Origin of the sequence: Paraburkholderia sp. GAS448 (assembly GCF_050435685.1) — a bacterium.
GTDB lineage: Bacteria > Pseudomonadota > Gammaproteobacteria > Burkholderiales > Burkholderiaceae > Paraburkholderia.
Genome location: NZ_JBNDKT010000031.1, coordinates 64,218 through 84,411, shown reverse-complemented (window position 1 = coordinate 84,411; position 20,194 = coordinate 64,218). Strand labels below are relative to the sequence as shown.

The 20,194-nt window shown below is 61.6% G+C and carries 18 protein-coding genes; 12 read left to right on the top strand and 6 right to left on the bottom strand.

Annotated features, from left to right (window positions below; all coding sequences use genetic code 11):
• Positions 1-50: 50 nt before the first annotated feature.
• Both P3T23_RS36380 and P3T23_RS36375 read left to right on the top strand, forming a co-directional pair.
• Positions 51-1,364, top strand: coding sequence for an MFS transporter (locus tag P3T23_RS36380; RefSeq protein ID WP_429320914.1), 1,314 nt, complete (start codon positions 51-53; stop codon positions 1,362-1,364).
• Positions 1,365-1,504: 140 nt separating this feature from the next.
• A complete protein-coding gene (locus P3T23_RS36375; protein ID WP_429320899.1) occupies positions 1,505-2,572 on the top strand; it encodes a LacI family DNA-binding transcriptional regulator in 1,068 nt (355 codons plus the stop codon).
• Positions 2,573-2,730: 158 nt separating this feature from the next.
• Here P3T23_RS36375 and P3T23_RS36370 read toward each other — a convergent pair whose 3' ends face one another.
• The 3 genes from P3T23_RS36370 to P3T23_RS36360 form a co-directional block, all read right to left on the bottom strand.
• Positions 2,731-3,486 (bottom strand): LrgB family protein, encoded by a 756-nt coding sequence (locus P3T23_RS36370; protein WP_429320898.1) that lies wholly within the window; start codon positions 3,484-3,486, stop codon positions 2,731-2,733.
• Positions 3,487-3,510: 24 nt separating this feature from the next.
• Positions 3,511-3,894, bottom strand: coding sequence for a CidA/LrgA family protein (locus tag P3T23_RS36365; protein ID WP_429320897.1), 384 nt, complete (start codon positions 3,892-3,894; stop codon positions 3,511-3,513).
• 391 nt (positions 3,895-4,285) lie between these two features.
• The gene (locus P3T23_RS36360; RefSeq protein ID WP_429320896.1) at positions 4,286-5,653 is read right to left on the bottom strand and encodes a sensor domain-containing diguanylate cyclase; all 1,368 of its coding nucleotides are present in this window, start codon (positions 5,651-5,653) and stop codon (positions 4,286-4,288) included.
• A 417-nt stretch (positions 5,654-6,070) separates the two neighbouring features.
• Between P3T23_RS36360 and P3T23_RS36355 the strand changes: the two genes are divergently transcribed.
• The 3 genes from P3T23_RS36355 (at position 6,071) to P3T23_RS36345 (ending at position 8,909) form a co-directional block, all read left to right on the top strand.
• Positions 6,071-6,598: a hypothetical protein gene (locus P3T23_RS36355; RefSeq protein ID WP_429320895.1), complete on the top strand. Its 528-nt coding sequence runs from the start codon at positions 6,071-6,073 to the stop codon at positions 6,596-6,598.
• 5 nt (positions 6,599-6,603) lie between these two features.
• Complete coding sequence (locus tag P3T23_RS36350) at positions 6,604-7,488, top strand: transporter substrate-binding domain-containing protein (protein WP_429320894.1); 885 nt, start codon at positions 6,604-6,606, stop codon at positions 7,486-7,488.
• A 191-nt stretch (positions 7,489-7,679) separates the two neighbouring features.
• Positions 7,680-8,909, top strand: a complete 1,230-nt coding sequence (locus tag P3T23_RS36345; protein ID WP_429320893.1) for an alpha-hydroxy acid oxidase — start codon at positions 7,680-7,682, stop codon at positions 8,907-8,909.
• Positions 8,910-8,932: 23 nt separating this feature from the next.
• On the opposite strand, the gene P3T23_RS36340 is transcribed toward P3T23_RS36345, so the two are convergent.
• Entirely contained in the window at positions 8,933-9,859 is a 927-nt protein-coding gene (locus P3T23_RS36340) for a LysR family transcriptional regulator (protein WP_429320892.1), read from the bottom strand.
• A 114-nt stretch (positions 9,860-9,973) separates the two neighbouring features.
• Here P3T23_RS36340 and P3T23_RS36335 point away from each other — a divergent pair, with 114 nt between their 5' ends.
• The gene (locus P3T23_RS36335; protein WP_429320891.1) at positions 9,974-11,140 is read left to right on the top strand and encodes a mandelate racemase/muconate lactonizing enzyme family protein; all 1,167 of its coding nucleotides are present in this window, start codon (positions 9,974-9,976) and stop codon (positions 11,138-11,140) included.
• A gap of 158 nt (positions 11,141-11,298) precedes the next feature.
• Complete coding sequence (dctA, locus tag P3T23_RS36330; protein ID WP_429320890.1) at positions 11,299-12,660, top strand: C4-dicarboxylate transporter DctA; 1,362 nt, start codon at positions 11,299-11,301, stop codon at positions 12,658-12,660.
• A gap of 21 nt (positions 12,661-12,681) precedes the next feature.
• On the opposite strand, the gene P3T23_RS36325 is transcribed toward dctA, so the two are convergent.
• Both P3T23_RS36325 and P3T23_RS36320 read right to left on the bottom strand, forming a co-directional pair.
• Positions 12,682-13,353: a LuxR C-terminal-related transcriptional regulator gene (locus tag P3T23_RS36325; protein WP_429320889.1), complete on the bottom strand. Its 672-nt coding sequence runs from the start codon at positions 13,351-13,353 to the stop codon at positions 12,682-12,684.
• A gap of 33 nt (positions 13,354-13,386) precedes the next feature.
• Complete coding sequence (locus tag P3T23_RS36320) at positions 13,387-14,292, bottom strand: S1C family serine protease (protein ID WP_429320913.1); 906 nt, start codon at positions 14,290-14,292, stop codon at positions 13,387-13,389.
• A gap of 832 nt (positions 14,293-15,124) precedes the next feature.
• On the opposite strand from P3T23_RS36320, the gene P3T23_RS36315 reads away from it, so the two are divergent.
• The 5 genes from P3T23_RS36315 (at position 15,125) to P3T23_RS36295 (ending at position 20,068) form a co-directional block, all read left to right on the top strand.
• Positions 15,125-16,288 (top strand): CaiB/BaiF CoA transferase family protein, encoded by a 1,164-nt coding sequence (locus P3T23_RS36315; protein WP_429320888.1) that lies wholly within the window; start codon positions 15,125-15,127, stop codon positions 16,286-16,288.
• A gap of 206 nt (positions 16,289-16,494) precedes the next feature.
• Positions 16,495-17,796 (top strand): CitMHS family transporter, encoded by a 1,302-nt coding sequence (locus P3T23_RS36310; protein ID WP_429320887.1) that lies wholly within the window; start codon positions 16,495-16,497, stop codon positions 17,794-17,796.
• Between the two features lie 37 nt (positions 17,797-17,833).
• The gene (locus P3T23_RS36305) at positions 17,834-19,000 is read left to right on the top strand and encodes an acyl-CoA dehydrogenase family protein (RefSeq protein WP_429320886.1); all 1,167 of its coding nucleotides are present in this window, start codon (positions 17,834-17,836) and stop codon (positions 18,998-19,000) included.
• A 62-nt stretch (positions 19,001-19,062) separates the two neighbouring features.
• The gene (locus P3T23_RS36300; protein ID WP_429320885.1) at positions 19,063-19,821 is read left to right on the top strand and encodes an IclR family transcriptional regulator; all 759 of its coding nucleotides are present in this window, start codon (positions 19,063-19,065) and stop codon (positions 19,819-19,821) included.
• Positions 19,822-19,921: 100 nt separating this feature from the next.
• Complete coding sequence (locus P3T23_RS36295; protein ID WP_429320884.1) at positions 19,922-20,068, top strand: hypothetical protein; 147 nt, start codon at positions 19,922-19,924, stop codon at positions 20,066-20,068.
• The last annotated feature ends 126 nt before the right edge of the window (positions 20,069-20,194 follow it).

The window sequence follows — 20,194 nt, the reverse complement described above, 5'->3', positions numbered from 1 at the left end:
ACGACGCTTGAATTCAGGATGCAGACCGAGGAGACACCTTGAACACCGTTATGCCAACGATCGACGAATCGCGTCTCATCAACCGCCTCGCGCTGAGGCTGATGCCGTTGCTAGGCCTGCTTTATCTGGTCGCCTACATCGACCGATCCAACATCAGCTTTGCGAAGCTGCAGATGCTAGGCAGCCTCGGGCTCTCTGAAGTCGCGTATGGGCTAGGCGCATCGTTGTTCTTCATCGGCTATCTGTTGTTCGAAGTGCCGAGCAACGTGCTGTTGCACAAGTACGGGGCGCCGCGCTGGATGGCGCGCATCATGCTGACCTGGGGCGTCGTCACCGTGCTGCTCGCCTTCACGACAAACGCGCCGATGTTCTATGTGTTGCGCTTTCTGCTCGGCGCGTCGGAGGCAGGGCTGTATCCGGGCGTGATCTATTACCTGACGCTGTGGTTTCCGGCGCGGCATCGCGTGCGCATGCTCGGCTATTTCACGGTGGGCAGCAGCCTCGGCAACATGGTCGGCGCACCGATCTGCGGCTACCTGCTCGACAAGGGCGGACTCGCCGGGCTGCAGGGATGGCAACTGGTGTTCATCGTCACGGGCTTGCCGTCGATCCTGTTGACCTTCGTCGTGCTGTTCCTGTTGCCGGCATCCCCACGCGAAGCCCGCTTCCTGTCCGACGGCGAGAAAACGTGGCTGACGAACGCGCTGGAAACGGACCGCGCCTCCATGCAAAAGAACGTCTCCGGCCATTCGTCGCTGCTGAGTGTGCTGACCGAGCCGCGCGTGATCGGAATGGCGTTGTACTACATGATGCTGTCGATTTCCGTGTATGGCGTGAGCTACTGGCTGCCGACACTCGTGAAGGGTTTCGGCGTCAGCAACACGACCAACGGCTTGCTCAACATCATTCCATGGCTGCTCGCGACGATCGTGCTCGCGTGGCTGCCGTCGAAGCTTCGCGCCGGCAATCGCGCCCTCGCCGCGATGCTGGTTTCCGCATTGCTCGGCGTGCTGTTCTTCCTGAGTTCGGTCTTTCTGCCGACCAACACGCTGCGCTTCGTGGCGCTGTGCTTCGGCGCGCCGTGCCTGTACCTGCTGATTCCGTGCTTCTGGACGCTGCCGTCGAAGTTCCTGTTCGGCGTGCGCGCCGCGGCAGGGATTGCCGCGATCAACTCGCTCGGCAACATCGGCGGCTTCATCGCGCAGAATCTCGTGCCCGCCGTCAGGCAGGCGACCGGCAGCGTACGCGCGCCGATGCTGATTCCGGCAGCCTGCCTGCTGGTGTTCGCGACCATCACCGCCCTGATCACTCGCCGCAACAGCGCGGCGAGGCAGCAACTGGACGGCACCCCCGTCGCCGAATGAAGGGATGTCCGTACGTCGCGTACGGACATCATGTGCCCCGGTATGACAACGCCACATCGGTCGCATCGTAGCGTTGGCGCGCGGCACATCGCGAAGCATGACTACAATAGCCGCAATACATGATCTCCAGCCACTGAACCATGCCGAATCACAAGCCGACCGTCGCCGCCAGCCCCGATGCACCGGAGGTGGCGACGCCCGCGAAACGCATGCGCGGCGGCCCCAAAGGGCTGCGCATCACCGATGTCGCCGCGCAGGCCGGGGTCGCGCCGATTACGGTGTCGCGTGTGTTCAATAGCCCGGAGACAGTCGCGCCCGAAACGCTCGAACGGGTGCGGCAGGTCGTGCAAAAGCTGGGCTATGTGCCCAATCGGCTCGCGGGCGGATTGTCGTCGGCGCGTTCAAGGCTGATTGCCGCGATCGTGCCGACCATCGCTCACTCGCTGTTCTCCGAAACGATCCAGGTGTTCAGCGAAACGATGTCGCGCGCTGGCTACCAGGTGCTGCTCGCGCTGAGCGGCTACAGCGATTCGAGCGAGGAGGCGCTGCTCGACGCCGTCCTGAGCCGGCGCCCGGAAGGCGTGCTGCTGACGGGCGTCGCGCACGCCGACTCGTTGCGCGAACGGCTGCGCAATGTGGGCATGCCGATCGTCGAAACATGGGATATGACGGCGACGCCGATCGACATGCTGGTCGGGTTTTCGCACTACGAGATCGGTGCGGCGGTGGCTGAGCATTTTCTGCAAAGGAAGGTGCGGGCGCCGGGTCTCGTGTCGGCAAATGACGACCGTGCGCTCGCGCGACGGGACGGCTTTCGCGCGCGCCTGGCGCAAGCGGGCATCCTCGAGATCGCTGAGGTGCTGGTGCCGCCGCCGAGTTCGGTCGCTGCCGGGAAGGCCGCATTGCCGACGCTGATCGAACAGGCGCCGCATCTCGATGCGGTTTTCTGCGGCTCAGATCTGCTCGCGATCGGCGTGCTCGGCGCGGCGAAACGCCTGGGATTGAGCGTCCCATCGCAGTTGTCGATCTGCGGTTTCGGTGACCTCGAATTCGCCACCGAAACCACGCCGCAATTGACGACCGTGCGCGTCGACGGCACGCGCATCGGACTCACGGCCGCACGCTGCCTGCTCGACAGGCTGGCCGGCGTCGAAAAAGACAAGGTGACTGACGTCGGTTTTCATATCGTCGAGCGCGAGACGACCTGACGCTCGAACATCTTTTGTCTACATCGTCATGCGAGCCGCGCGGGGGGCGCTCAGTTCCGGTACGCTCCGGCGCTATAGTCTCAACTGCTTACGCCTGAACTCTCGTCGGGTGCCGGACCTGCCTGTCGGAACCCTGTCAGTCAGGCAGGCAAACCGGTTCATCTTGACGATACCCATGCCATGCACGCGCGAAAGCAGATCGGCAAGACAAATGCGGTCAGGATGCCGTTCATTGCCATACCCAGCCCTGCGAACGCACCTGCCTCCTCGCTTATCTGAAAGGCGCGCGCTGTACCGATGCCATGGGCTGCGACCCCTATCGCGAATCCGCGCACATCGTCGCGCCGGATCCTGAGAGAACGCAAGACAGAGCTACCGAGAACGGCACCTGAAATACCGGTGGCGATCACCATGGCTGCAGTCAGAGAGGGTATGCCGCCTATCCTGGCGGAGATCAACATGGCAATGGCGGCAGTGACTGACTTGGGCGCAATCGATGCGACTGTAACGGCGGGAGAGCCGAGCAGCATGGCGATCGCTACGGCGGACACGACGGCAGTGGCCGATCCCGCGACAAGACCCCCAAGCAACGGAACCAGGGCGCCACGGAGTTTTGGCATCTGCCTGTGCAAAGGGACAGCAAGCGCGATGATGGCCGGACCCAACAGAAAGTGGATGAACCGCGCTCCGTCGAAATAAGTGCTGTACGGCGTACCGGATAGTTTCAAAAGCGCGATGAGCATTGCGATCGAGATCGCGACCGGATTGGTGAGAGGGCTTCGCTTCGATCGTCTGTGGATCCAGCATGCGAGGATATACACGCCAAGCGTAGCGGTGAGCGCAGGCAACGGAGATGCGCCGACGAATACGTCCGTAAGCCCAGTTGTTGCGCCGATTTTCATGGCAGCCTCCATGTTTGCCTGCTGAGACTGGCAGCCCTACGCTGTATGGATCTTCGCCGCTTCCGCGCGGGCTTTTTTTTGTTCGAGCCGGGCCATCAATGCAGCGCTTACCAAAGCCGCAACCGCCATCGACAGAATGGTGCTGACAACGAGCGCGATGGCAATGGCCAGCAACTGGGCTTTCATTACGTTTGCAAGCACCATCACACCGACGCCGGCCGGTACGAAGAGGAGCGAGAGATGGTTCAGCAAGCCGCGCGAAACATACTCCACCTGTTCAGTCAGGGAAGGTGCTGCTGATAGAAGAAGCAGAAACAGAACCATGCCTATAACAGGGCCTGGAATCGGCACTCTGGCAACACGCGAAATGGCTTCCCCGAGGCACTGAAACGCAAGCAGGATGCCGAGCGACAGGGTCACGGTCCATTCGCCATGTGCTGGTTGACTCGAGGCAACGGGTGCTGGCGGTGGCACGTTCACGGGATTCCCGCTGGTCGGCGGCAGGTTGCACGACGTGCCGGGAGAGAGATTGCTCATGGTCTCTACCCTCTCATGATCGGCGGATCTGGCCGGTTGGCTTGAACACAGGAGTCAAAGTGCGCGCCTGATTGCGCATCGTGACGTCGTACCAGTAAACGAGCGGGGCAAAGAAAATTTGGAGCGGAGAATGTCGCCCTTTAGCGTCGGGCTGGTCAGCGCTTTAATTTGAAAGGCGTGTCAGGCATTCGTAACAGGCAACATGGGCGGCTCGACTGCCTGAACGTCGAATGATGTTCCTTGAAGGAGCCTCGCGCACAAAAGCCATCGCGCATTACCGTGCCGGCGTGACGGACTCGACCCGATTCCGCCCCGCCCGCTTTGCGTCGTAGAGCGCGGCGTCCGCCGCCTGAACGAGGCCGCTGGGAGTGGCCGGCATGTTTCGCTGCCTCGTCGCGCACCCGGCGCTGACGGTGATCTGACCCGCGGGCACCGGCGCGGTCAAACCCAGATGCATGATTGCGAGCCGTGCCTGCTCGGCAATATCCGATGCTTCATCCGCTCCCGTATCGGGCAACACCAGTGCGAATTCTTCACCGCCGTAACGGGCGACGAAATCGCCTGGCCGACGCGCTGTTCCTGCCAGCGCGCTGGCAATGGCGCTCAGGCAGGCATCGCCGCGAAGATGGCCAAAGGCATCGTTGTAATGTTTGAAATTGTCGACATCGACCATGATGAGCGACAGCGGCTGACCGTTGCGCGCCGAACGGTCGAATTCCCTGGGAAACCGGTCGTTAAAGTAGCTGCGGTTATAAACGAGTGTTAGCGCGTCGTGGGTCGACGACTGCAGCAGAGTCGCATGCGCCTCGGACAACTGACCGTAGAGCACGGTCACTTCCCATACCAGGACGCACACCAGCACACCCGGAGCAAGCATGCTGAAAATCCGTGCGACGTACCAGCCGACGGTGAACGGGACCATGCTCAGCATATTCAGGCTGGCGTCGACGAAGGACGCCAGTACGGCGATGGCGACCCACAGATCGAGCACGGTCCGCAGTCGCCCTTTGAACAGCACGACGACGATCGCGACGACGTTCAGCGAGCAGATGACGAGTACGGTTCGCCTGCCTGACAGCACGTCCGTCTCGGCCGCCATATGAAACGGTTCCGACAGATTTGCATGAATGGCGAGTACGCCTAGCGCAGCGGCCAGCGCGACTGGAACAGCGATCAACGCCCATCTCCACAAATCGCCATGAGGCAGGTCGATCGGCCTGTTCGGGAAGCGGTCGCGGATCAGCGCCGCCAGAATGACGAGCAACGGAAATCCCGCGTGCCAGAACACCCACATCCAGGCCGCACTATAAGGGCCGGCGCCGAACAGGCCCGTGTGCGTGAACACGCCGGGGAACATCAGCAGCTGCAAAGCGACGGTAATCGCTGTGAATGCGTACGCGCCGCCGAGCGCGCCGAGCATCGGTTGTTGCGTTGCGGTAAAGCGGGCGCTGAGGAGGAAGGCGGCGATCCCCGACGTGGTGAACACCGTGAGTGCGGACATCGGCATGAACGGCGTGATGGCCGGTAACGTCTGTTGCGCGCGCGGCGCGGCGATCGCCAACGTGAGCAGAACGAGCATCGCACAGGCACCTGCAAAAACGACCTGTTTGCGTGTCGCCGGCCCGATAAGCAAGCTGTCCATTCTGACCCGTTCGATTGGTGTGCGGTTGTCTCAGTGCATCGGGCATGGCCAACGGCCCGCTGTGTATCCGGCTTTGAGCGATACGTCACCGAGTTCGCTGCGGACCTCGGTGACGCTGTCCCGGCGAAAGCGCGCTGCGCGCGTCGAGGCCTGTCGGCATGTATTGTCCTACAGATCGACCCTCGGTGATCATTGCGCCATTCAAACGCGAGATTTGATGATGGGGCGTACGAGGCAAGGAGGATCTGGGCGGAGAACTGAATGCGCTCTTCGTGCTGGAGACGGCGACGAGAAGTTCTGATACCGGCCTGCAGTCAGACGGTTGCCGCCTCTAGCCTTTCCCCCAGATATGCGTATATCGTGGCTATCATGAACGTCGGCCTTACAGCGGTTGATCAACCCCGTCAGGAGAGGAACATGAGTAAGCTGACCTCCACGATCAGGCATGAATTCATGGAGATGCTACCGCCGACGACCTACTTCTTTGTCATCCTCCACATCGTCGCCATCATGCGAGCGCTGATCAGCCGGGGCTACGAGATCACATTGCCGACGTCGGCCTCCGTTACCATCGCCGCCCTGATTCTCGGCAAATCGGTGCTGATCGCCAACATGCTGCCGTTCATCAACCGTTTTCCCGAGAAGCCGCTGATATGGAATGTCGGCTGGAAGACGGTGATGTACACCCTGGTGGCGTTGATCGTGCACTTCCTGGAGCACCTCTACGAATACTGGAAGGTGGCGCCCAGCCTGGCTGCCGCCCACCACAAGCTGCTCGCCGATCTCAACTGGGCGCATTTCGGGGCGATCCAGATCCTGTTGGTGACGCTGATCGCCATTTACTGCGTGGTCGAGGAATTGGCCCGCGTGGTCGGCCGCGACAAGCTCATGGCGATGTTCTTCGGTCCGATGCCCCCAAAGCCGGTCGGGCAGAGTGCTGGATAGAAGCGATGAGGATATGGCGTCCGATTTCCGGATCTGAAGTGCTGGCCGCGATCCGCCGACTGCTTGTGCCGCTGCTGCTGGCGATGACGTGCGCGCACTCGCCGGCATTCGCGCAGGGCGTGTCGCCGACGGTGCGGGTGACTACGTTCGTGCTCGCGCCCTTCGTGATCGAAGAGGACGGCAGGCTGGGCGGCTTCAGCGTCGAATTGTGGAACGAGATCGCGGCTCGGCTTCGTCTGCAAAGCATCTATCAGAAGACTCCCGACGTGAAGGCGCTGTTCCAGTCGCTGCGGGCGGAGCGTCTGCAGACGACCGACGCGACCGCGCGTGAGCCCTATTTTCCAGGCGTCTTTCGCGCGATGTACTGGGCGGCGACTACCCTGATGTCGCAGGGCGATCAGGCTCCGCGCCACTGGCTCGCCCGTGCGCTTGCAGTGCTCTGGATGTTCGTCGGCATCATCTTCATCGCGTCCTACACCGCGCAACTCACGACAACGCTGACGGTCCAGCACATTCGCGGTGCGATCAACGGGCCGAACGACCTGCCGGACAAGCAGGTTGCGACGCTCACGGGAAGCTCGGCAGTCGCGTACCTGGAGCAGCACGGCGTAGTGGTCCGCGAGTTTGCGCAGAACCGCAATGTGTTCCAGGCGCTGCTCGACGGTGATGCGGATGCGGTCGTGGAGGGCTCGGCGGCCCTCGACTACTATGCGACGCACGCGGGCAAGGATCGAGTGAAGATGGTCGGCCCGGAGTTCAACCCGAACGACGTGGGATTTGTGTTTCCCGTCGATAGTCCGCTGCGCAGGCGGGTGGATGGCGCGCTGCTTTCGATGCGCGAAGATGGTACCTATCAGCGGATCTACGACCGGTGGTTTGGTACGCAGTAGCGGTGCCTTGTCGACCGCTGCATTTCCTGGTCTTGCTGTGGCGGTGCATAATCTGATTGCGGCGCCCGGGTGCGGTTCAAATTCGGTACCACAAAGACAAAGACTAGCGTGACGCCGGCCGGAGGTTCAGCGGCTTGCGACCATCGCTCGACCAGGAGACATCGCGGTTCACCGCCGCGTTGATAGAAGTCATGCCAATCATCACTTGCATCGAAGATCTGCGTATCCTCGCCAAGCAGCGCGTGCCCCGCATGTTCTATGACTATGCCGATAGCGGGTCGTGGACCGAAAGCACCTATCGCGCGAACGAAGCCGATTTTCAGCACATCAAGCTTCGCCAGCGAGTGGCGGTTAACATGGAGAACCGCAGCACGCGTGCGCAAATGATCGGGCAGGACGTGGCGATGCCGGTCGCGCTCGCCCCGACCGGACTCACCGGCATGCAACACGCTGACGGCGAGATCCTTGCGGCGCGAGCCGCGGAGAAGTTCGGAGTGCCTTTCACGTTGTCGACGATGAGCATCTGCTCGATCGAAGACATTGCCGCCAGCACCACGAAGCCGTTCTGGTTTCAGGTTTATATGATGCGCGACCGCGATTTTGTCGTGAGGCTGATCGAGCGGGCGCGCGCCGCACAATGCAGTGCGTTGATGCTCACGCTCGATTTGCAGATCCTTGGGCAGCGCCACAAGGACATTAAAAACGGACTGTCGGCGCCACCCAGGCCCACCATTGCGAACCTGATCAATCTGGCGGGCAAACCTCGCTGGTGCCTCGGCATGCTCGGAACCAGGCGGCACAGTTTTGGAAATATCGTCGGTCACGCGAAGGGTGTCAGCGACCTCTCATCGCTGAGTTCATGGACTGCAGAGCAGTTTGATCCCGCACTTAGCTGGGCAGACGTGGAGTGGGTGAAAAAGCTGTGGGGCGGCAAGTTGATCCTCAAGGGAATCATGGATCCCGAAGATGCGCGACTTGCAGCGGACAGCGGAGCCGACGCGCTGATCGTTTCCAACCATGGCGGACGCCAGCTTGACGGCGCGCCGTCCTCGATCTCGGCGCTTCCGGACATCGTCAGGGAGGCCGGGTCGCGGATCGAAGTGTGGATGGATGGAGGCATTCGCAGCGGACAGGACGTCCTGAAAGCCGTCGCGCTTGGCGCCAGGGGAACGCTCATTGGTCGCAGCTTCCTGTACGGCCTGGGCGCCATGGGCGAAGAGGGCGTGACCCGATGCCTGGAGATCATTCAAAAGGAACTGGATACCACGATGGCATTTTGTGGACATACCCGTCTCCAGACTGTGGATGAGCGCATTCTCCTGGGCGGCCGCCAGGCAACTTCGACACTGGGGCGCGCGACGGGTAGTGCCGCGCATCAGACCGGTTTGACGGTCCACGAGGGGATCAGCGCAGACGAGTAGACGGCTTTTTAACGATCTTGTGCCTACATTGAAACGGAGGACGGAACAGGCGCAGCGTTGCTCCTGAAACGTTCGACAAGAAAATCGATGAAGGCTCTTGCGCGTGCAGACTGATTCCGCTTGTTCGGGTAGTAGACGTACAGGTCCGCCGATGGCTGGACGAACTCCGGAAGAACAATTCGTAGTCTTCCGCTCTCCAGATACTTCGCCAGATCCCATTCCGAGCGAACCAGGATGCCGTGACCGTCGAGCGCCCACCCGAGGACAATATCTCCGTCATTGCTTGACAGCGTGCCGTGGACCTTGACGGCTTCGCTGTGACCGTTGTGTATCAGACGCCAGATTCCATATGCGTCATTGTTCTGACGGTGGATGATGCAGTGGTGATCGGCGAGGTCGGCGAGCGTGGCAGGCGTGCCATGCCGTTCCAGATATCGTGGCGATGCGCACAGGAACCGTCGATTCGACATGACGCGCCGGGCGTTGAGCCGCTTGTCGGGCAGCGAACCAAAGCGGATCGCCAGATCAACACCGCTTTCGACAAGATCGATCGGCCGGTCCGTGACATCGAGTTGCACCTCGACATGCGGATAACGCTTTGCAAACTCGGAGACGAGCGGTGCGATGGTGGTACGCCCGAACCCCAACGTAGCATTCACGCGCAGCAGCCCCCTCGGCACTGAGCGACTGGACGATACGGCATCCTCCATCTCCCGAACCTCGGCCAGGATCCGTGTCGCGTAGTGCAGGTAGGTCTCGCCTTCACTGGTCAGGCTGATCCTGCGTGTCGTTCTGTTCACCAGTCGCACGCCGAGCCGCGCCTCCAGCTGAGCCAGCCGCCTGGTCGCGGCGGGCGGCGTCAGATCGAGCGCTCGCGCGGCCGCTGACAGGTTCCCATGTCGCGCCAGCAGGACGAAAAACTCGAGGTGGGAGGCAATGTCAGTTTTCACCGAAAGTTAATAAAGAAGTGATTCTTCGTGAATCATAACGCCGCTTTTGGCGAATACCCTGGTGACTCCTGCAGCCCGTTGCATCGACAACGTGCGATGCCCCAAGGAGACACCATGAGAATCGTTGAAATCCGCGAAAAGACCGTTCCGATCAGCTCCCCGATCCGCAATGCCTATATCGACTTCAGCAAAATGACGCTGAGTCTCGTCGCCGTTGTGACCGATGTCATTCGGGACGGCAAGCCGGTGGTCGGCTACGGCTTTAACTCCAACGGCCGCTACGGCCAGGGCAAGCTGATGCGCGAGCGTTTCATTCCGCGCCTGCTCGAAGCCGATCCGGCCACGCTCGTCAACGATGCCGGCGACAACCTCGATCCCCACAGGATCTGGGCGACGATGTTCACCAACGAGAAGCCTGGCGGTCACGGCGAGCGCTCGGTCGCCATCGGGACGATCGACATGGCCGTGTGGGATGCCGTGGCGAAGATCGAAGGCAAGCCGCTATTCCAGCTGCTGGCGGACCGTTACGGCAATGGTCAGCCCGACCGCAAGATCTTCGTGTATGCCGCGGGCGGCTATTACTATCCGGGCCAGGACCACGAAAAGCTCAAGGACGAAATGCGCAGCTATATCGACCGTGGTTATACGGTCGTGAAGAAGAAAATCGGCGGCGCATCGCTCGATGAAGACCTGCGCCGGATCGACTCGATTCTGGGCGTGCTCGGCGATGGCCAGAAGCTTGCCGTCGATGCCAACGGCCGGTTCGACCTCGACACGGCCGTCCAGTACGCCAAGGCACTCTCGCAGTACGACCTGTTCTGGTACGAGGAACCGGGCGATCCGCTGGACTTCGAACTGCAGGCGACGCTGCGCAACTACTACGACAACCCGATGGCGACCGGCGAAGATCTGTTTTCGATGCAGGATGCCCGCAACCTGATCCGTTACGGCGGCATGCGACCTGACCGCGACTGGTTGCAGTTCGACTGCGCCTTGAGCTACGGACTGGTCGAGTATCTGCGCACGCTCGACATGCTGCGTCAACACGGCTGGTCGCCGAGCCGCTGCATTCCGCACGGCGGTCACCAGATGTCGTTGAACATCGCGGCTGGCCTCGGGCTGGGCGGCAACGAATCCTATCCGGACCTGTTCCAGCCGTACGGCGGTTTCCCCGACGGGGTCAAGGTCGAAAAGGGTTACATCACCATGCCCGACTTGCCCGGCATCGGCTTTGAAGGAAAAGCCGATCTCTTTGCCGAGATGAAAAAGCTGTCCGCTTAAGCCATCAACCGGCAACAGCGCCGACACAGAAGTGTCGGCGCAGCGTTCACAAAAACAAGAACGAACGCAGGCGAAATCCTGGCGTACTCAAGGCCGCGGCAGACGCGGCTGCTGCTCGCCCTGATTCCATTGGAAGACGCCACGCATAGGAGACAGACATGCGGGTTTCAAAGATCGGAAGATATCTTTCCAGGCTCTATGTACAGGTATTGATCGGCATTGTCGCGGGCGTCCTTGTCGGGCATTTCTATCCCGACATCGGTTCGCAGCTCAAACCCCTCGGCGATCTGTTCATCAAGCTGATCCGGATGCTGCTTGCCCCGATCATCTTCGCATCCGTCGTCGTCGGTATCGCCCGCATGAATGACCTTCACGAGGCGGGTCGCGTAGGCGTGAAGGCGGTCCTGTACTTCGAAGTGGCATCGACGATCGCACTTGTGGTGGGCCTCGTCGTCGTGAACATCATCAGGCCCGGCAGCGGGATGAACATCGACCCCGCCCATCTCGACAGTTCGGGCATCGCGAGCTACACCCATGCGGCGCAACAGCACGGGATGCTCGATTTCTTCCTGAACATCGTCCCGAACAGCATTGTTGGCGCGTTCGCGAATGGAGAGATCCTGCCGATCATTTTCTTTTCCCTTTTACTCGCCATCTCCCTTGCGAGGCTCGGACCCCGTACTGCGCCGCTCGTAGACATGCTCGACATGTTCCTTCAGCGCATGTTCGGCATTGTGCGCATCGTGATGCATGTTGCGCCTGTCGGCGCCTTTGGCGGCATGGCATTCACCGTCGCCCGGTATGGGATTGGCACGCTGGCATCGTTCGGTCAGTTGATGCTCTGCCTCTATCTGACCTCCGTCTTCTTCGTGGTTGTGGTTCTTGGGCTCGTCATGCGAATGTGCGGGTTGTCGTTGTGGAAGTTCCTTCGCTACATCAAGGACGAAATCTTCATTACGCTTGGCACGGCGTCGACTGAAGCAGTGCTGCCGCAGATGCTCATCAAGATGGAGAAGCTGGGCTGCTCGCGACCGGTCGTCGGGATGGTATTGCCTACCGGCTATACGTTCAATGCCGATGGAACCGCGATCTACCTGACGATGGCCTCCATGTTCGTTGCGCAGGCGATGAATATTCAGTTGACGATCTGGGATCAGTTGCTCGTGCTTGGCGTGCTGCTGCTGACGTCCAAGGGCTCTGCAGGTGTGGCCGGGGCGGGGTTCGTGGCTCTCGCTGCGACGCTGGCCTCGATGCACAAAATCCCTGTGTCGGGGCTGGTGCTGCTGCTGGGCGTTGACCGATTTCTCAATGAGGCGCGTGCGGTGACGAACCTGATTGGCAATGGGGTTGCGACCATCGTGGTCGCGCGGTGGGAGGGGGCGCTCGATATGAACACGGCACGAGCGATGCTCAACCGCGATACCGAAACAGGCATGAGTGTCCTCGAGCCTGGCGGACAGGAGCGGGCAGACCGGCCGGCTTCCGCGGAACAATCCATCATTCGGTCCAACGTTCGTTGAGTCGACGATTGCGTCGACACGCTACATCATGATGAACCCGTGCCGCATCCCGAGCATCACCGCTTCAGTGCGGTTGGTCGCGCCCAGCTTGCCGAAAATGGAGGAGAGGTGGAATTTCACCGTGTTGTCCGAGATGTCGAGTTGCCGCGCGATGTCCTTGTTGCCGAGTCCTTCGGCGAGCATCGCAAGTACTTCGATTTCGCGTAAGGTCAGCGTTTCGAAGGGGATGCCGGAGGCCATCTGACGCGGCGGCTTCCGTTCGGCAAGTAGCCTCTCGAGAGTCTCCGGCGGCAGTACGCAAAGGCCCGCGGCGGCGGCTTTGATCGACGCGACGATTTCGTCTGGCATCGCGTCCCGATGCAGGATCGCCATCGCGTCGCCCGCCAAGGCTGCGACGATCCAGTCGCTATCCGCGTCGTCGGTCAACACGACGAGCGCGGGCGGCGCGTGCCCCAGGTCAAGTGCTGCCTTGAGCGTGTCGCTCGTCTCCGGCTCCATGTCGATGACGATCACATCGGGCACGGAGCCGACAAGGCGATCCGCGAGCAAATCGACGCCGGCTGCGCTTCCCGCGAACCCGATTGCGGGGCTGGTCTCGACAAGCGCCTGCAAGCTTGCGCGGACCTGCGGCGAATCCGCAATGACCGCGACCCGGATCAGCCCCATCTGTGTCGTCTGTGCCGTCTGCGCCATCTGTTCATCCGACAATTGACTGTTACCCGGACCTCATCGGCACGCGTTCCGTTGCGGGCGTTCACCGACGGTGACCGAACACTCGCTGCGCTCACCGCCCCGGATCAAGGCGATCTTCAACTGCTGTCCGATGCTCCCCGAGCCAAGCGCGGTGTGCAGGTCGTCCATGTCGCGGCACGGCTTGCCGTCCAGTTCGATCAGCACATCGCCGATGAGCACGCCCGCCTGTTCCGCAGGACCGCCCGGCGCGAGCGAGTTGACCAGCAATCCACGACTGGATGACGGGTTCATCTTCCTGATCCACGCCTCCGACAGGTTGACCTGCTGCGTGCCGACGCCAAGATAGCCCCTTGAGACGTGCCCCTTGGCAAGCAGTTCCTCGGTCACGCGCTCCACAGTCATCCCGGGGATCACGATACCGAAGCCACGCGCAAGCGCCGATGTGCAGATGCCCATGACTTGCCCGCGCGCATCCGCAAGGGCCGCGCCGGAGAAACCGGGATGCAGGCCGCCGTCCAGCCGCACGAGCGCGTCGAGTTGACCGCCCCTCCAGGTCCGCCACGGACCACCCGTGCCGCCGATCACGCCAAAATCAGCGCTGATGCTGGATCCGTCCGCCCGCGCGATCGCGAGCGCAAGATGGCCGGCCTTGAGCGAGCGTGCATCACCGGACTCGACTGGGTCCAGGTTCACGCCGTCCAGTTTCAGCACGGCGATGTCGGTGCCCGTGTCACGGCCCACGAGGACTGCCGCGACCGTCCGGCCATCGGTCAGCGTGACTTCGATTCCGTCGTCACGCCTGAGCGTGTGCGCAGCCGTGACGACAATGCCCTGGCGCCAGATTACCCCACTTGACGGAATGCGATGCCGGCCGTGTACCGCGACGACGCCCCGGCCGACCCGCTCGACGATTCCTGCCAGATTGTCGGACAGTTCCAGCAACGGATTTCCGCTAGACGATGCATTTTCCATGTTCAACCTCCTGCCATTTGCGATACGACCCATTCGTGCTTCACACCGCCCATTGCGCGCCGAGCCTTCGCAGGTAGCAGCGTGGCAACGGGCGGATTCGGCATGACATTCAGCATGGCAGAACGACAGGAGGCGCACACCACCCGAACGGGTAGTCCACGGCCGCCAGAGACGATCAGCTTGCGACGCCTTCTCCACGGCGATATCTGTTGTTGATCAGGCGCACGAATTGGTGACTGGCAACAAGCCGCTTGCCGTGGTTGCTCAGCAGATTGACTACGATTCGGACGCCCGCCTTCAGTCGCGACGACACACCGCAGTTGACTGCGTGCCATCGCCACCGTGACCCGACGCAACCCCGGCCGCGAGTACCTGTTAAGCCTGTGGCATGCATCTCCTTACACCGGCATTCGCGAAAGCACGCGTCTACCGGATCGAACGGGTGAAATAACCGGGGCGCAGTCTCCCGCCGGCACAGTGACCGAAGCAACGCTATACCGGGAAAATACCTAGCCCGAACGGAGAACGGTTCCTTGACAGAGTAATTCATGGGTGTGAATATAAGTTCACGGGAGAGAAATCGCGTTGTGTCGCGCTTTCTGGGCACCAACGCCGTCAACACTTCACCCCTGTTGCTGTTCAGCGCGGTCCCCGGTGTGCGTGGCGTCTCCGCCTTCGCCGGTGTTTGGGCCCGGTTCCCGGCAGCAAGGGGAACCGGAACAGGCCGTCAGGCGGGTTCACGCTGTCTGATAATAGATCAGGACTACATATTTAAAAATGGGCAGGCATGAAACAGGAAATGAATGTGTACGCAAAAGCGGGATCATTGAGCGGCTTACGTGTGGTCGACCTGTCGCGTGTCCTGGGCGGACCTTATTGCACCCAGATCCTGGCCGACCACGGCGCTGAGGTCATCAAGATCGAGCCACCGTCCGGCGACGAAACGCGCACCTGGGGGCCGCCGTTTGACGGCGACACGGCAGCGTACTTCCAGGGCGTCAACCGCAACAAGCTGGGTGTGACGCTTGACCTCACACAGACTGGCGAACGGGAAAAGCTGCTGCAGCTGCTTCAGACGGCTGACGTACTGATCGAGAATTTCAAGGTCGGCACGCTGGAGCGCTGGGGCATCGGCTACGAACAGGCATTACAGGCGCGCTTTCCGCGGTTGGTGCATTGTCGCGTGTCAGGCTTTGGCGCAGACGGACCGTTGGGTGCGCTGCCGGGTTACGACGCGGCGGTGCAGGCGTTGTGCGGACTGATGAGCGTCAACGGTGAAGCCGGTGGAGCGCCGCTGCGCGTGGGTGTGCCGGTCGTCGACATGGTAACGGGACTCAACGCGGCACTCGGCGTCCTGATGGCGTTGCGTGAGCGGGAGATCAGCGGGCGCGGGCAGTTCGTCGAATCGACGCTGTTCGATAGTGCGCTGTCGATCCTTCATCCGCACACGCCAAACTACTTCTGTTCGGGTAAGGAACCACAACGTACCGGCAACGCGCACCCCAACATCACGCCATACGACCTGTTTCATACCGGCGGCGCTGACATCTTTCTCGCGGTTGGCAACAACTCGCAGTTCGCTGCCATGTGCGCGGTCATCGACTCGCCCCATCTTGCGAGCGATCCGCGCTTCACCGACAACAGGATGCGCAGCACGAATCGTCGCGAGCTACGTGCCGAGCTGGAAAGCCGCTTTGCCTGTCGGGATGGGGTACAGCTCGCCGACACGTTAATCCGCCACGGCGTTCCATGTGCTCCGGTGCTTGCGCTGGGTGCGGCGCTTGATCATCCGCATACCGCCCATCGCGGCATGTGCGTGCAGATCGGAACCTATCGTGGCATTGCCTCACCGATCAAGTTGAGCCGTACACCTGCCACGTACCGCACCAGGCCGCCCGGACTGAACGAGCACATGGAGCAGGTATTCGGTTGCCAGGGCGGCATTGAAGACACACCTGCCTGACGCGTCGTCAAGAACCAGATCAGCAACACGCGACCCCGAGTCGCCCAGGAGACAGACATGTGCAACATTGACCTACCCGGTTCGGGCGAATCCCCACGGGCACCGGCAACGCCGAAACGAGGGGCTGCGACGTGTGCGGCTTCGTTCGCTGATCCACTGCTGCCGCCGCGCGTGACGTTCCCGCTCACCTGCCAGGGAGCCGCCCCATGCTTGCGCTGACCGGAACCGTTGCTATCGTCGCCCTGTTCGGGCTGATCATCACGAAACGCCTGTCGCCGCTGGTCGCGCTGATTCTCGTGCCGGTCGTGGCGGCGCTCGCCGCCGGCTTCGGGCTGTCGACCGGCAAGTACATCGTGCATGGCGTGCAGAACATCGGTCCGATTGCAGGCATGTTTGTGTTCGCCATCCTGTTCTTCGGGATTGTGACCGACGCGGGCATGCTCGATCCGGTCATCAACGGCGTGCTCCGTCTGGTGGGTTGCAATCCGACGCGCATCGTCATGGGCTCGGCGTTGCTAGCGCTGCTGATCCACCTGGATGGCTCTGGCGCCGTCACGTTCCTGGTCACACTGCCCGCGATGATGCCAATTTACACCCGCCTCGGGCTCGACCGGCGGATTCTCGCCTGCGTGACGTCGATGGCCGCAGGCGTGAATTTTCTGCCGTGGGTGGGGCCGATGCTGCGCGCGTCGGCGGCGCTGCATATTCCCGGCACCGTGATTTTCTATCCGATGATTCCCGTGCAGATCGTCGGTCTGTGCTTTGTCTTTGGCACTGCGTTCATGCTCGGCAAACGCGAGGAAAAGCGCCTCGGCTTTGATCGTGCAAGCGCTGCGGCGACCACAATCACGCTGCGGGAGCTGACACCGGATGAGCAGGCGCTGCGCCGTCCAGACCGCTTCTGGATCAACTGCGCCTTGACGCTGGTGGTGCTGGCGACACTCGTGTCCGGCATCGTCGATCCGATGGTCATGTTCATGATCGGCACCGTGGCCGCCCTCATCGTCAACTATCCGAACGTGCAGCAGCAGCGCGAACGCATCGATGCCCATGCGAAGGCCGCCCTGATGATGGCGAGCGTGCTGCTGGCGGCCGGTGCATTCACCGGCATCATGTCCGGCACCGGCATGCTGACCGCGATGGCGCAGGTCGTCGTCCAGCACGTGCCGGTGGAGCATGCACGCCACATGCCGTTCGTGCTGGGTCTTGTGTCGATGCCGCTCAGCCTGCTGTTCGATCCCGATTCGTTCTACTTTGGCATCCTGCCCGTGCTGGCTGAGAGTGCACAGCTGCTGGGCGTACCGCCGGTACAGATGGCGCAGGCCGCGCTGCTCGGGCAGATGACGACCGGCTTCCCGATCAGTCCGCTCACGCCCGCGACGTTCCTGATCGTCGGGTTGACCGGTGTGGAACTGGCTGAACACCAGAAGTTCACCATTCCGTTTCTTTTCGCCGCTACCGTGCTGATGGTGTTGACCTCGGTAGTGGTCGGCGTATTTCCGCTCTGAGTGCGTGCAGGCGCAGGGACAACACAGGACATCTCACATGAATTTCGACCTCACCGAAGACCAGCAATCGATCCAGTCGGCCATCGAAAAGATCTGCGAAAAATTCGACGACGAATACTGGCTCGAACGCGACCGTGAAGGTGGCTTCCCGCACGCGTTCCACCGCACGCTGGCGGATGCCGGCTGGCTCGGTATCGCGATGTCGCCGGAGTATGGCGGCGCGGGTCTTGGCATGACCGAAGCCGCGCTGATGATGCGCACGATCAGCGGCTCGGGCGCGGGTCTGTCGGGCGCCTCGGCAGTGCATATGAACATCTTCGGTCTGAATCCCGTGCAGGTGTTCGGCAGCGACGAACAGAAGCGGCGTTTTCTGCCGCCCCTGATCGAAGGGCGCGACAAGGCATGCTTTGCGGTGACGGAACCCGACGCCGGCCTCGACACCACGCACCTGAAAACCCAGGCCGTGCGCGACGGCGATCACTACGTCCTGACCGGCCGCAAGATCTGGATTTCAACCGCTCAGGTCGCCAGCAGGATGCTGATCATCGCGCGCACGACGCCACTGGAGCAGGTCGCCAGACCAACGGAGGGCTTAAGCCTGTTCTATACAGAGCTTGACCGCTCGCGCGTCGAAGTGCGCGAAATCGACAAGATGGGCCGTAAGGCGGTCGATTCGAACATGCTGTTCATCGACAACCTGCGCGTGCCAGTGGCGGACCGTATCGGTGAGGAGGGCGAGGGCTTTCGCTACCTGCTGCACGGGCTGAACCCGGAGCGCATCCTGATCGCAGCGGAAGCGATCGGGCTCGGCCAGGCAGCCTTGCGGCGCGCGACTCAGTATGCGAAGGAGCGTGTCGTGTTCGGCCGGCCGATCGGTCAGAACCAGGGCATCCAGCATCCGCTCGCGCAGGCCTGGATGCAGCTCGAAGCGGCCAACCTGATGGTGCTGAAGGCGGCGACACGGTACGACGCCGGCCAACCGTGCGGCGCTGAAGCGAACGCGGCAAAGTACCTGGCGGCTGAGGCCGCGTTCCAGTCGTGCCAGACGGCGATGGCTACGCTGGGCGGCATGGGCTACGCGAAGGAATACCACGTCGAACGCTACCTGCGGGAGTGTATGATTCCAAGGCTCGCACCCGTGAGCCCCCAGTTGATCCTGTGTTTCATCGCAGAGAAGGTGCTGGGGTTGCCGAAGTCGTATTAGGGTCCGCGAGGCCGCATATTCACAGTCCGCGCAACCATCCGTGAACGGATAAACCACTCGCCATGGACGTCAAACTTGTTGCCCGCACACTCGACCTGTTCGAACTGTTCGCCACCGAACAGCGACCGCTCTCGCTGACCGAACTCGCCCGTTTGATGGACGTGCCGATGTCGAGCTGTCTGGCGCTGGCGCGCACGCTCGTGAGCCGCGGCTATCTGTACGAGGTCAGGAAGCGCGGCGGCTACTATCCGACACGTCGCCTGCAATTGCTCGCAAGCGCCATCGATGCGGTTGATTCGATCGTCGCGATGGTGCATCCGCAGTTGGTCGAATTGCGCGATGTGAGTGGAGAGACGGCCGTTCTCGGCAAGATTCACGGCACGGCCGTTGTCTATCTCGACGTAGTCGAGTCGACTCAAGCAATTCGTTACACGCGAGAGCCTGGCGAATTGCGACCGCTTCATGCGAATTCGATTGGCAAGGCGATTTTTGGAGAGATGTCCGCGCAGGAGCAGCAGGCGTTTGGCAGTCAGTTAAGTTTTGAACGCTTTACCGAAGCCACAATCCCGAATCTGCCGGCGCTTGTTTCGGAGGCCGCGGTGGCAAAGAAACGCGGCTGGAGCGTTAACTTTGCGGAAAGCGCTCCGGAACTCTCAGCCGTTGCGATCGCGCTAAGGATCGGAGACGAGCTATATGGCTTATCCGTCGTCGGGCCAACGGAGCGCATTCGAAGGGACTGCGAAACTCACGCGAAAACACTTCAGGCCGTTAAACACGAGATTCTCGCGCTGGAGAATGGACCAACGGTCTCTACGGACTGACCTTGCGGATGCGCGCGGCGCGGTGATGGGGTTGAGATCGCGTCATGGCTGTGGGATTTTCGCAACAAATTATGTTGGGGGTAGAACCGACGCGAGTCTCGTGCGCCTGCTGCCCGAGCAGATTGCGCTGACCCGGTCATACTGGCTCGTATCACACGCGGAAACGCGCGACGTCGCGAGAGTCAAGCTGCTCGCCGACTTTATCCGCTCCGAGTCCGAAGCATCGCCGTCTTTCTGGGCAGCCTGACGATTGTCGGTCTGCGCGACGCGAGTTCTCTGGATCACCACCGCTATCGTCTTCTACTGCGCGGCACCTATCCTCTGCGTGATCGTGCCCCGAGTTGATTTGCCCCAGCTTGTCACCTAGACTTTT